This is a genomic window from Marichromatium purpuratum 984, from assembly GCF_000224005.2.
Taxonomy (GTDB): Bacteria; Pseudomonadota; Gammaproteobacteria; order Chromatiales; family Chromatiaceae; genus Marichromatium; species Marichromatium purpuratum.
Genome location: NZ_CP007031.1, coordinates 2,357,409 through 2,369,658 on the forward strand (window position 1 = coordinate 2,357,409; position 12,250 = coordinate 2,369,658).

A 12,250-nucleotide genomic window follows, 5' to 3' on the forward strand; every position below is an offset into this window, starting at 1 on the left:
CCGGGGCTCAGTCGTCGGCGACGGGCTCGGGCGACGACCCGGCGAGTAGCGCGCGCGCCCGCGTCAGGTCGGCCTCGGCGCGCGCCACCCAGTCCTCGCCCCAATAGAAGTTGCAGCTGGTCTCGGCCCGCAGCAGCGCGTTCAGCGCCTCGTCCAGCATCGCCAGGGCCTCGCCGTCGTCGCGCTCGCCGGCGGCCCAGCGCGCCTGGTGCAGCGTGGCGCTGACCCGGGCGCAGTCGTCGAGTGCCGCGCGCTGGCGCGCCGAGCCGGTCCACTGGGTGAAGTCGCGACCGTGGTGCCAGCCGGTGTTCCAGGCCCCGGTACGCACCCGTACCTCGCCGTGGAAGCCGTGATGTTCGAGATAGTCGCCGATGAAGGTCGGCACCAGCGCCGCCGTCCCGGCGCCGACGCGCTCGAGCAGCGGCAGGTAGAAGGCGCTCCAGAAGTTCGCCCCCGGGGTGACGTTGCGGAACCAGCCGCCGTTCTCGCCGTCGGTGGCGGTGGTCACCAGCGGCTCGAAATCGCACCACTTGGTGCGCTCGGCCACCTCGCTCAGGAACCAGTCGACCTCCATCCCCGACTCCTGGGCGTCGGAGAGTTCGCGATCGCGCACCACCACCACGATCTCGGCGCCACCATGACGGGCGATGTGCGGACGGTAACGCAGCGCCTGCCAGCTCATCGGCGTGACCGGCTCGACGTGCTCGCTGTCGACCAGCACGTAGCGATAACCGGCGGCGCGCAGCTGCGGGATCAGCTCCATCGAGAAGCCCATCTCCGGCGGCCAGAAGCCGTCGAAGCGCGGGCGCCAGAACAGGTGTCGCGCCAGCCCCCGCCAGCGTTCGAGATGCTCCAGACGATCGGCCTCGGGGGTCAGCGGCAGCACCGGGTGGTAATAGCCGGTGCCGAGGATCTCGAACAGCCGCTGGTTCTGCAGGTGCCAGAGCAGCGAGCCGCAGTCGACGACGCCGTAGACACGCTGCTGGAACTCGGGGTCGGAGAGGGTCTCGAGCAGGGTGCCGGAGAGCGACAGGTGGACCCGCGCCAGCGCCTCGTGTCCCCACAGGGTGCGCGGGATGCGATCGAGTGCGAAGAGGATCTCACGCGCCTCCCAGGGCTGGTGCTCGAGCAGCTGCTCGAGGTTGCCGGTGGGTTGGTGCAGGTTGAGCACGAGCGCATGGTGCACAGTCATGACGAGCGACCCCGCGACGGGTGGTGAGCGACCGACGGCATCCGGCCGTGGTGTCCGGCGCGCCCCGGAGATGCCGGGCGACCGTCCCTAGAGCATAACAGAGGGTCCGGGACAGACATACTACGCTCGGATGACGGTCACTCGCACCCCATTTGATCCAACCCCATCGATACCGCCGGGCATCGCCCCTTGTGCCTGTCGCCCCCGCCCACCATCTCGCCGGGAGACACCCCCGTCAGCCACCCGCTGGAGAGGCCATGCCCCACACCGATGCCCTGCTCCGCGCCCACGACCTGCACCGGCACTACCGCGAGGCCGGCGGCCACGGCGAGCGCCGGGTGCTCGAGGGCGTCGGCCTCAGCGCCCACGCCGGCGAGTGCGTGGCGCTGCTCGGGCGCAGCGGCTCGGGCAAGTCGACGCTGCTCAATCTGCTCGCCGGCATCGACCGGCCCGATCACGGCTGGGTGGAGATCGACGGCACGCGGCTCTCGACCCTCGGCGAACCGGCGCTGACCCGGCTGCGCCGCCGCCGCGTCGGCTTCATCTATCAGTCGTTCAACCTGATCGACGAGCTGACCGTGGCCGAGAACCTCGCCCTGCCGCTGGCGCTCGACGGCGTGCGCGCCCGCGAGGCGCAACCGCGCTGTAGCGCGCTGCTCGAACGCCTGGGGCTCGATGCGCGCGCCGAGGCCTTCCCCGACCAGCTCTCCGGCGGCGAGCAGCAGCGCGTGGCGATCGGTCGGGCGCTGATCCACGCGCCCGCGCTGGTGCTCGCCGACGAGCCCACCGGCAACCTCGACGCCGACACCGGCGCGCGGGTGCTGGAGCTGCTCGCGGCGCTGTTTCGCGAGCAGGGCCGCGCCCTGGTGCTGGTCACCCACAGCCGCGCGGTGGCGGCGATCGCCGATCGGGTGCTGACCCTCGAGCGCGGCCGGCTGCGCGCCGACGACACGGCGCTGTCCTGGTGATCCCGATGCTCGCCCGCATCAGCCTGCGCCAGCTCTCGCGCCAGCCCTGGCAGAGCGCGCTGGCGGTGCTCGGCATCGCCCTCGGGGTCGCGGTGGTGGTCGCGGTGGGGCTGGCCAACGACAGCGCGCGCCGTGCCATCGCGCTCTCGGTCGAGCAGCTCGACGGTCGCGCCAGCCATCGCATCGAGCCGAGCGGCGCGGGCATCGCCGACGCCGAGGCCGCGCGACTGCTGCGGACCCTCGCCCCCTACCCGGCCACACCGGTGATCGAGCAACCGCTGCGCCTCGAGGGCGCGGGCCTCACCCTGCTCGGCATCGACCTGCTCCAGGCCGACGCGCTGCGCGGCAACGCGCTCGCCGCCGAGGCCCTGCCCGACCCGGCGCGGCTCGCCGCCCTGCTCACCGAACCCGGCGCACTGCTGCTCGGCGCGGCCGATGCCCGCCGTCTCGGCGCACGCCCCGGCGACCGACTGACCGTGCGGCACGGCGGGAGGACGCATCAGGCGCGGCTGGTCGGGGTGATCGAGCAGGGACTCGATGGCATCGCGCTCGCCGATCTCGGCAGCGCCCAGTGGCTCGCCGGGCGCGACGGCGTGGTCGATCGCATCGATCTGGTACTGCCGCCCGAGGCGGTCGCCGGGGTCGCCGCCGCGCTACCGCCGGGACTGCGGCTGGAAGCGAGCGCCCAACGCGGCGCGGCGCTCCACGAGATGCCCCGCGCCTTTCGCATCAATCTGCTGGCGATGAGCCTGATCGCGCTGCTGGTCGGCGGCTTCATCGTCTACAGCACCCAGACCTTCACCGTGGTGCGCCGACGCGCGCTGTTCGGCACCCTGCGCGCGCTCGGCGCCACCCGCGCGCGGATCGCCGCGCTGGTGCTCGCCGAGACCCTGGCCCTCGCCCTGGTCGGGGCGCTGCTCGGGGTCGCGCTCGGCATCCTCGCCGGGCGGGGTCTGGTGCAGCTGGTCGCGCGCACCATCGACGATCTCTATTTCCGCCTCGAGGTCAGCACGCTCGCGCTCGACCCCGCGACCCTGGTGCTCGGCGCCGGGCTGGCGCTCGGCGTGGCGCTGCTCGCCGCGCTCGCCCCGGCGCTGGAGGCCGCCGGCGTCGCGCCGCGCGAGGCGATGCGCGCCCAGGGGCTGGAGCGGCGCGCCCAGGGCTGGACCGCGCCGCTCGCCCGGCTCGGCGCCGCGCTCGCGCTGACCGGCTGGCTCGCCACCCTGCTCCCGGGCGAATCGCTCGCACAGGGGTTCGCGCTGCTGCTCGTGGTGGTGCTCGGGTTGGTGCTCTGCGTCCCGGCGCTGCTGCGCGGGGCCGCCGCCGCGCTCGCCGGGCTCGGCGCCCGGCTCGGCGCGCCGCTGGCGCTGGTGCTGGCGGCGCGCACGGTGGCCGGCTCGGTCGCCCGCACCGGCATCGCCGCGGCCGCGCTGACCCTCGCCGTGGCCACCAGCGTCGGGGTCGGGGTGATGATCGAGAGCTTCCGTCACGGCGTGATCGACTGGCTCGACCACACCCTGGAGGGCGAACTCTATGTCACCGCCGACAGCCGCGATGCCCCGCTGCCCCCCGGTCTCGACGAGGCGCTCGTAGCGACCGACGGGGTCGCCTCGGTGATCCGTGCACGCCGCATGACGGTCACCACCCGCGAGGGCGACGCCACCCTGCTGGTACGCGACCGCCCCACCCCCGAGGCCACCGGCCCGCTGCTGCTCGCGCGACTCGACGGCGACCCCTGGGCGGCTGGACGCATCCTCGTCTCCGAGCCCTATGCCCATCATCACCGTCTCGCCCCCGGCGACCGCATCGAGCTGGCCACGCCTGATGGCTGGCGCCGCTTCAGCGTCGGCGCAGTGTTTCGCGACTACGGCTCGGATCGTGGTCTGCTCATGCTCCCCTACCGCGAGGCACGCGCACACTGGGAGGGAATCGGCATCGGCTCGCTCGCCCTGAGGCTCGCCCCCGACGGCGATCCGCAACGGGTGCGCGAGCGCGTGCAGGCGCTCGCCGAGTCCCACGACCGCACCCTGCTGCTGACGGCCAGCGGCGAGATCCGCACGCTCACCCTGGAGATCTTCGATCGCACCTTCGCCATCACCGAGGTGTTGCGTCTGCTCGCACTCGCCGTCGCCTTCGTCGGCGTGCTCAGCGCGCTGCTCGCGCTGCAGCTCGAACGCCGCCGCACCCACGCGCTGCTGCGCGCCACCGGGATGAGCGGCCGTGCCCTGGCCCTGACGCTGCTGGCGCAGGGCTCGATCCTCGGACTGGTGGCGGGGCTGCTGGCCATCCCGCTCGGGCTGGTGATGGGCGAGCTGCTGATCCGCATCATCAACGTGCGCGCCTTCGGCTGGAGCATGGCCCTGCAGATCCCGCCGCAGGCGCTCCTCTCCGGCCCCTTGCTGGCCTGGTGTGCGGCGCTCGCCGCCGCCCTGCCCCCGGCGCTGCGCGCGGGGCGCGAGCCACCCGCGCGCGGGCTGCGTGGGGACTGAATTCGCCCCCCGCACACGCCTATCGCCATCGCCCTGGACGCAGCCCGACACGAGGTCGATTATGTGTATTCTATGGAGGTCTCGAGGCGATGCCGGCCGTCACCCGCCAGGCCAGATCGCGGCAATCGCGCCGACCCCGCCCCGGACCCCTTTCCGTCGCGCCGGATCAGCGATCCCGCGACGGTCGTCCGTGCAGGCAAACCGAAAGGGTACGGCCCAGGGGTTTGGCCCGACAGGAATCCACAAGCGAGTGTGCGACATGGCTGAAGAAAAGAAGATCGTGACCAAGAAGACCGCCCCCAAGCGGGCCACCAGCACGGACAAGGCCGCGGCCAAGAAGACCGCGACCAAGCCGGCAACCCCGCGCAAGAAGCGCGCGAGCGCCGCGAGCACGACCAAGAGCCCTCGCACCAGCGCGCGCACCACCACCAAGAAGACCACCGCGGCGGCCACGAAGAGCAGCGCGACGGCGACGCCGCGCGCGCAACCGAAACCGGCGGCGAGTGCGCCGGCGGCGACGCCCGCCGCGAGCTACACCCCGCCGACGCGCTTTCTCACCGTCGACCCCGAGCACCGTCTGGCGATGATCCGCGAGGCGGCCTACTACAAGGCCGAGCGGCGCGGCTTCGCACCCGGACACGAACGCGAGGACTGGGTCGAGGCCGAGCGCGAGATCGACGCCATGCTGGCCCACGCACAACTCTCCGGGCGCGGCTGAGCCTGCCAGGGCGGTGCAGGGACGCGCCGGGGGCGGGCGTCGAGCGGGGGAAGGATGGATCGATGCGTCGTCGAGACGCATGGCCGCGGCACATCCCTGTGCCGGGGCGTCGGTGACCGGACGGGCTAGAGACCCAGCTCCTCGAGCAGGTCGGTGTCGACCAGCGCCGACTGCTGCGGCGCGCCGCTCTTGACCGAGCCGTCGCCCTGCTTCTGCTCGGCGAGGATGCGATCGGGATCGACCTCTTCGCGCTCGAAGTCGTGGAGCTTGAGGAACTCGGTCTTGTCCATCGCCAGCTCCATGTAGAAGACATTGCGACGGGCGGTGGTGAAGGCGACGCGACGGGCCTGCGGGCGGTCGAGATTGGTGTCGATGCTGACCATCACCTCCTTGTTGATGGTGAGCATCTTCGGCTGGTTCTGGTTGATCGAGACCTGCAGATCACGACCGACGTTGCCGGTGAAGTCGCCGACGATCTGGTTCATCAGCTCGCCGAGCATGTTGGCCACCTCGTCGGAGGTGTGCACGGTGGCCAGCTCCGACTCCGAGATCCCCATGTTGGTCATGTAGGAGCGATAGATCTCCATCGCCGCCTGCGACGAGAAGTTGATGATCACCAACCCCGAGAATCCACCGTCGAACAACACGAAGCAGCCGATGTCCGGGCGCAGACAGGTGCGGGTGATCTTCTGCACCATCGGCGAATAGCCGATCTGGTTACCCGTGGCGGTGGAGAGTACCTTCGTCACCGAACTGCACAACATCACCAGAATGTCGTCTGTCGAAATAGTCTTTGGTTTTGCCACCAGAATCGTCTCAAGCTGGATGGGCGACCCCGGGCGTCAACGGCATCGGGATCTGGGGGGCGTGGTCCACGCCACGAGGGGCGCGGACCGGCTGGCTCGGGAACCGGCGCACCGTGCCGCGCACGCCGTGCGGCCGGGCCCGGGAGGACGGGCACATTCACCCGGCGCGGTGTCCGTCATCGTCTGGAACTATAGTGGAGCGGCGCGACGCCTCCAAGCCTCGGGGGACGAACCGCCCGACACCTCGTCCGTCCGATTCGCCCCGGCGCACGCACGCCAAGGCTTGCGCTGGGACGCCCTTGCCGCCACGCTAGCAGCCAGGACGATCGTATGACGACAGGGACGCCTCGCCCCGGACAACCCGCACAGGTACACGCCAAATGCACGCCTATGCACTGATCCCCACCGCGCTCATCGCCGCACTCGCCCTCGGCGCCTGCGGCACCACCACCACCTCGCGCACCGGCAGCGGCGCCGCCTTCGGCGCGGCTACCGGGGCCGCGATCGGCTCGCTCAGCGGCGACGCCGGCAAGGGTGCGCTGATCGGCGCCGGCGCCGGTGCCCTCGGTGGCTTTCTCTACGACCGCGACCAGAAGGCCCAGGGACGCCGCTGAGCCAGCCGTCAGCCGTCAGCCGTCAGCCGTCAGCCGTCAGCCGTCAGCCGTCAGCCGTCAGCCGTCAGCCGTCAGCCGTCAGCCGTCAGCCGTCAGCCGTCAGCCGTCAGCCGTCAGCGACCAGCATCGCGCGGGCGGCGGATCCGCTGGAGGCTGATGGCTGAGCGCCGGATGCCACCTCGACTCGACGTCTCATCTCCCGCTCGACCCACCCCACCTCGCGCCCGATGACCGGCGTGGCCGGACATCGACCCGGCGATTTCGATATCCTTAGGGGTCTATGGACCTCACCAATCAGATCATCCTCGTCGGCTCGGCGGTGCTGCTGGTCAGCATGCTCGTCGGCGTGCTCTCCAATCGCATCGGCGCGCCGCTGCTGCTGGTGTTCCTGCTCATCGGCATGCTCCTCGGCGAGCAGGGACCGGGCGGCATCGCCTTCGACGACGTGCAGACGGCGCACCTGTTCGGCAGCCTGGCGCTGGCCATCATCCTCTTCGACGGCGGGCTGGCGACCCCGATCAAGCACTTCCGCGTCGGGCTGCGACCGGCGCTGTCGCTGGCCACCCTGGGGGTGGCGATCACCGCCACCATCACCGGGCTGTTCGCCGCCTGGTGGCTGGGGCTGAACTGGCTCGAGGGGCTGCTACTGGGGGCCATCGTCGGCTCGACCGACGCCGCGGCGGTGTTCTCGCTGCTGCGCGCGCGCGGGCTCGAGCTCAAGCAGCGCGTCGGCGCCACCCTGGAGATCGAGTCGGGCAGCAACGACCCGATGGCAGTCTTCCTCACCATCGCGCTGATCGAGCTGATCATCGGCGGTGGCGACCAGGGCTTCGGGCTGGTAATGCTCACCGAGTTCGCCCGCCAGATGGGGCTGGGCGCGCTGATCGGCCTGGCCGGCGGCTTCGCCCTCACCGCACTGATCAACCGCCTGGCGATGGCCGCCGGACTCCACCCACTGGCGGTGATGGCCGGCGGTCTGACCCTGTTCGGCCTGACCGCGGTGCTCGGCGGCAGCGGCTTCCTCGCCATCTATCTCGCCGGGCTGGTGATCGGCAACCGTCCGCTGGAGTCGACCCAGAACATCAAGCGCTTCCACGACGGTATCGCCCGGCTCTCGCAGATCGGCATGTTCCTCATGCTCGGGCTGCTGGTCACGCCCTCGCACCTGCTGCCGGTGGCCGGCGATGCGCTGCTGTTCGCAGCGGTGCTGATCCTCCTCGCCCGCCCGCTGGCGGTGTGGCTGTGCCTGCTGCCGTTCCGCTTCACCTGGCGCGAGCAGGCCTTCATCGGCTGGGTGGGACTGCGCGGCGCGGTGCCCATCATCCTCGCCCTCTTCCCGCTGCTCGCCGGCATCGAGCACGCGGCGATGTACTTCAACATCGTCTTCTTCGTGGTGCTGGTCTCGCTGCTGGTGCAGGGCTGGACGGTGGCCGGCTTGGCCCGCGCGCTGAGGCTGGAGGTGCCGCCCACCAGCCATGTGGTGCAACGCGTCGAACTCGACATCCCCGGTCAACAGGAGCTGGAGCTGGTCGGCTACCGCCTCGCCGCCGACGCCCCGGTGCTGCTCGAGCGCCGCGCCCCGCATCTGCCCGCCGGGGTGCGCCCGGTGGCGGTGGTGCGCGAGCGCCAGCTGATCGACGCCGGCGATCTCGGCGATCTCAACGCCGGCGACTATCTCTACCTGATGGCCGAGACCCGCGCCCTGCCCGGGCTCGACCATCTGTTCGTCGCTCCGCCGGTGCCCGAGCGGCTCACCGAGCGCGCCTTCTTCGGCGATTTCGTGCTCGACGGCGAGGCGCAGCTCGGCGCAGTCTCGACGGTCTACGGCATGGCCATCGACCCCGCCGACCGCGACCTCACCCTCGATGCGCTGATCCGACGCAGCCTCAACCAGCACCCGGTGGTCGGCGACCGACTGGAGCTGGGCAGGATGGCGCTGGTGGTGCGCGAGGTCGAGGGCGACCGGGTGACCAAGGTGGGTCTCAAGCTCGGCTCCGACGACTGAGAACAGATCCAGGCCACAGTCGCCGAGACCTGGATCACGCAACACCGCTTTGAGATTGATCATCGACAGGCGGGGGCTTAGCTTATCCGACTGACAGAACCCAGGTAGATACCAACCGACCCGGGCGCCCCGGACGCGCCCGTCGATCAGGTCGTGCCGCAGCCTCTCGCCCGGAGCGACCCTCAACCCCGTCATCAAGGAAGCGATCAGGAATCCGTCATGTTCGATGCCCCCTTCGACCGCGTCGAGGCCAGCGCCCCCTTTGCCGACAGCGACTGGTTCCACGCCTGTCGGCAGACCCAGACGCCCTATGTGGTGATCCGCCACACCGAGCAGCGGGCCGACGTGCTGTGGGACTTCGTCACCCTGCCCGAGTGCTGCGACGCGGCCATCCGCGCCCATTTCGAGGCGTTGGAGCAGGCCGCGCGCGCGATCTTCCTGCGCTATGCCGACGCCGAGTCGCACCTGCGCGTCAAGCCGACCCTGATCGGCTTCGACCGATTGCCGATCGAGCAGGCCGAGGCCGCCGCCGACGCGCTCTATGCCCTGGTCGCGACCTATCTGCCCGGCGCCCGCCGCGCCACCGTCACGCCCCCGCCCACGGCGACAGCGCCGCTCCCGACCCGCTCGAACCCGCAGGCCGGACAGCACGCCCAGTAAGCGTCTAAATCACCACATATAGTGCCCGATAGAGAATCTCTATCCCTACATGTTGTGATACCGATTTGACAGCACGCCCCTCTGTGTCGGATGCTCCGCGGCCTTCGACAACGGGTTCAGAACGGCTCCGCCACGACCCCTCCGACACAGGAACGCCTCGCCATGCTCAACTGGGATGACCCGCTCGCCGCCGCTCGCACCGCCAGCCCCGGAGAGGATGCGCCGCCCCCGCCGGCCACCCCGGGCCGGCAGCCCACGCGCACGCGCCCCGGCAGCGGTCTGCTCGACAACGCCACCCTGATGTCGAGCGCCGGCGCCGCGCCGGTGGTCAGCCCCGAGCCCTTCGCCCAGGACGCCGCCCAGCAGACCCTGCCGATCGACGAGCGCCCCGCCGTCGCGCCCGCCGGTGCCGGCGCCACTGGGCTCGAGTCGATCGCCCTCGGCGCCGGGCGCATCCGCGTCGACGACAAGCGCATCATCAACTGTCACGCCGATCTCAACCAGCTGGTGCCCTTCAAGTACGACTGGGCCTGGCAGAAATACCTCGACGCCTGCGCCAACCACTGGATGCCGCAGGAGATCAATATGAACGCCGACATCGCCCTGTGGAAGGACCCCAAGGGTCTGACCGAGGACGAGCGCACCATCATCAAGCGCAACCTCGGCTTCTTCTCCACCGCCGACTCGCTGGTGGCCAACAACCTGGTGCTCGCCGTCTATCGCCACATCACCAACCCCGAGTGCCGCCAGTACCTGCTGCGCCAGGCCTTCGAGGAGGCGCTGCACACCCACGCCTACCAGTACGTGGTCGAGAGTCTGGGGCTCGACGAGGGCGAGATCTTCAACATGTACCGCGAGCTGCCGGCGGTGGCGCGCAAGGCCGAGTGGGCGCTGCCCTACACCCGCCACCTCGCCGACCCGCACTTCGTCACCGGCACCACCACCAACGACCAGCAGCTGCTGCGCGAGCTGATCGCCTTCTACGTCATCTTCGAGGGCATCTTCTTCTACGTCGGCTTCGTCCAGGTGCTGAGCATGGGACGGCGCAACAAGATGACCGGCACCGCCGAGCAGTTCCAGTACATCCTCCGCGACGAGTCGATGCACATGAACTTCGGCATCGACGTGATCAACCAGATCAAGCTGGAGAACCCGCACCTCTGGACCCCGGAGTTCCGCGACGAGCTGGTCGCAATGATCCGCGAGGCCGTCGAGCTGGAGTCGCAGTACGCCCGCGACACCATGCCGCGCGGCGTGCTCGGGCTCAACGCGCCGATGTTCGAGGAATACCTGCGCTTCATCGCCAACCGCCGCTGCGCCCAGATCGGCCTGCCCGAGCAGTACCCCGGCGTCACCAACCCCTTCCCGTGGATGTCCGAGGTACTCGACCTGAAGAAGGAGAAGAACTTCTTCGAGACCCGGGTCACCGAGTACCAGACCGGCGGCGCGCTGAGCTGGGACGACTGAGCGCGGCGCGGGCGCGATGCGGGCGCTCACCCTGGTCTGGATCGGCTACGCCCTGGCGATCCTCTACGCCAGCCTGATCCCCTTCGATCTGCAACCGCTCGCGCCCGTCGAGGCGCTCGCCCGGCTCGCCGACACCGGCTGGCTCACCCTCACCCCGGGACGGCGCGCCGACTGGATCGCCAACCTGCTCCTCTACCTGCCCTGGGCGGCGCTCGGCATGGCCGCCTCGGCGCCGCGCCTCGGCACGGCGCGCGCCGCGCTCCTCGTCGCCCTCGCCGCCACCCTGCTGGCGCTCGGCATCGAGGCGTTGCAGGTCTACTTCCCGCCGCGCACCGTCTCGCTCAACGACCCCGTCGCCGAACTGCTCGGCACCGCCCTCGGGATTCTGCTGTGGACGCGCGCCGGACATCGGCTGGCCCGGCTCGGCGCACGACTGCGCCACCCCGGCGCGGGCGCCGTCGACGCCGCGCTCGGGCTCTTCCTGCTCGTCTATCTCGGCTTCGTCCTGTTCCCCTTCGATCTGGTGCTGGGCGTCGACGAGATCCTCGACAAGGCCGCCGCCGGACGGCTCGGCTGGCTGTGGGCGCCGGTCTCCGACCAGGGCGCGGTCTGGGCCCTGGCCCGCGGCCTCGCCGAGATCCTCACCGCGTTGCCGCTCGGCATCCTCCTCGCCCGTCACCGGCGAGGCCCCGGCACCCTTGCCGCCGCCGTGGTGCTCGGGCTCGCCCTCGGGCTGGCGATCGAACTCGTTCAAGTTCTGCTCGTCTCCGGCGTCTCCCAGGGCGTCTCGGTGCTCACCCGCGCGCTCGGGGCCGGACTCGGCGCTTGGCTCGTCACCGCGCTGCGCGGTCTCGACCCCGCCACCCGCGCCGCGCTCCCGCGTCATGCCCGCTGGGCCTCGCTCGCCCTGCTCGGCCCCTACCTGCTGTTGCTCGTCGAACTCCAGCTCGGCGGCCTCCCGACCCCTGACCGTTGGCGCAACCCCGAGGCCATCCTCGCCGACCTCCAGCAACTCCGCTTCCTGCCCTTCTACTACCACTACTACAGCAGCGAGAGCGGCGCCCTGGTCAGCCTGGTGCTCAACCTCGGGCTCTATGGGATGGCCGGGGTGTTGCTGGTGCCGTGGACACAAAAGGACGAACAAGATTACACTTACAGTGTAAAAGCTGCGGCGGCTGGCATTGGCTTAGCGTTTTCCGTTGAGGCAATGCGATTAACGATAGGACTCGGAGCAGACCCAACGAATATATTAATTGGAGGACTCTCGACTTATTACACAAGAAAATTTTTATATTTCGCAAAAATATAAAAATAGCAACTCAGAATAGGCA

10 protein-coding genes are annotated in these 12,250 nt (G+C 70.4%); 8 read left to right on the forward strand and 2 right to left on the reverse strand.

Annotation, left to right across the window (positions count from 1 at the left end; all coding sequences use genetic code 11):
* Positions 1–7 precede the first annotated feature (7 nt).
* The gene (locus MARPU_RS10305) at positions 8–1,192 is read right to left on the reverse strand and encodes a polysaccharide deacetylase family protein (protein ID WP_005224318.1); all 1,185 of its coding nucleotides are present in this window, start codon (positions 1,190–1,192) and stop codon (positions 8–10) included.
* 257 nt (positions 1,193–1,449) lie between these two features.
* Between MARPU_RS10305 and MARPU_RS10310 the strand changes: the two genes are divergently transcribed.
* From MARPU_RS10310 to MARPU_RS17990, 3 genes are all read left to right on the forward strand, one after another.
* Positions 1,450–2,160 carry an ABC transporter ATP-binding protein gene (locus tag MARPU_RS10310; protein WP_005224319.1) on the forward strand — a complete coding sequence of 237 codons (711 nt, stop codon included), beginning with the start codon at positions 1,450–1,452 and terminating at the stop codon, positions 2,158–2,160.
* 5 nt (positions 2,161–2,165) lie between these two features.
* Positions 2,166–4,649, forward strand: a complete 2,484-nt coding sequence (locus MARPU_RS10315) for an ABC transporter permease (protein ID WP_156929262.1) — start codon at positions 2,166–2,168, stop codon at positions 4,647–4,649.
* Between the two features lie 259 nt (positions 4,650–4,908).
* Positions 4,909–5,367 (forward strand): DUF2934 domain-containing protein, encoded by a 459-nt coding sequence (locus MARPU_RS17990; protein ID WP_005223426.1) that lies wholly within the window; start codon positions 4,909–4,911, stop codon positions 5,365–5,367.
* A gap of 125 nt (positions 5,368–5,492) precedes the next feature.
* On the opposite strand, the gene MARPU_RS10325 is transcribed toward MARPU_RS17990, so the two are convergent.
* On the reverse strand, positions 5,493–6,173 hold the full coding sequence (locus MARPU_RS10325; protein ID WP_025275277.1) for a DUF3334 family protein: 681 nt from the start codon (positions 6,171–6,173) through the stop codon (positions 5,493–5,495).
* Between the two features lie 380 nt (positions 6,174–6,553).
* Here MARPU_RS10325 and MARPU_RS10330 point away from each other — a divergent pair, with 380 nt between their 5' ends.
* From MARPU_RS10330 to MARPU_RS10350, 5 genes are all read left to right on the forward strand, one after another.
* The gene (locus MARPU_RS10330) at positions 6,554–6,787 is read left to right on the forward strand and encodes a YMGG-like glycine zipper-containing protein (protein ID WP_005223423.1); all 234 of its coding nucleotides are present in this window, start codon (positions 6,554–6,556) and stop codon (positions 6,785–6,787) included.
* 280 nt (positions 6,788–7,067) lie between these two features.
* Positions 7,068–8,792: a potassium/proton antiporter gene (locus MARPU_RS10335; RefSeq protein WP_005223422.1), complete on the forward strand. Its 1,725-nt coding sequence runs from the start codon at positions 7,068–7,070 to the stop codon at positions 8,790–8,792.
* Positions 8,793–9,011: 219 nt separating this feature from the next.
* Positions 9,012–9,452 (forward strand): hypothetical protein, encoded by a 441-nt coding sequence (locus MARPU_RS10340; protein ID WP_005223421.1) that lies wholly within the window; start codon positions 9,012–9,014, stop codon positions 9,450–9,452.
* A gap of 162 nt (positions 9,453–9,614) precedes the next feature.
* The gene (locus MARPU_RS10345; protein WP_005223418.1) at positions 9,615–10,919 is read left to right on the forward strand and encodes a ribonucleotide-diphosphate reductase subunit beta; all 1,305 of its coding nucleotides are present in this window, start codon (positions 9,615–9,617) and stop codon (positions 10,917–10,919) included.
* Positions 10,920–10,935: 16 nt separating this feature from the next.
* On the forward strand, positions 10,936–12,228 hold the full coding sequence (locus MARPU_RS10350; RefSeq protein ID WP_005223416.1) for a VanZ family protein: 1,293 nt from the start codon (positions 10,936–10,938) through the stop codon (positions 12,226–12,228).
* Positions 12,229–12,250 lie beyond the last annotated feature (22 nt).

Excerpts from the sequence above, each read along its gene's own strand:
- MARPU_RS10305 (WP_005224318.1), bottom strand. The coding sequence starts at position 1,192 with ATGACTGTGCACCATGCGCTCGTGCTCAACCTGCACCAACCCACCGGC.
- MARPU_RS10310 (WP_005224319.1), top strand. The coding sequence starts at position 1,450 with ATGCCCCACACCGATGCCCTGCTCCGCGCCCACGACCTGCACCGGCAC.
- MARPU_RS10315 (WP_156929262.1), top strand. The coding sequence starts at position 2,166 with ATGCTCGCCCGCATCAGCCTGCGCCAGCTCTCGCGCCAGCCCTGGCAG.
- MARPU_RS17990 (WP_005223426.1), top strand. The coding sequence starts at position 4,909 with ATGGCTGAAGAAAAGAAGATCGTGACCAAGAAGACCGCCCCCAAGCGG.
- MARPU_RS10330 (WP_005223423.1), top strand. The coding sequence starts at position 6,554 with ATGCACGCCTATGCACTGATCCCCACCGCGCTCATCGCCGCACTCGCC.
- MARPU_RS10335 (WP_005223422.1), top strand. The coding sequence starts at position 7,068 with ATGGACCTCACCAATCAGATCATCCTCGTCGGCTCGGCGGTGCTGCTG.
- MARPU_RS10340 (WP_005223421.1), top strand. The coding sequence starts at position 9,012 with ATGTTCGATGCCCCCTTCGACCGCGTCGAGGCCAGCGCCCCCTTTGCC.
- MARPU_RS10345 (WP_005223418.1), top strand. The coding sequence starts at position 9,615 with ATGCTCAACTGGGATGACCCGCTCGCCGCCGCTCGCACCGCCAGCCCC.
- MARPU_RS10350 (WP_005223416.1), top strand. The coding sequence starts at position 10,936 with ATGCGGGCGCTCACCCTGGTCTGGATCGGCTACGCCCTGGCGATCCTC.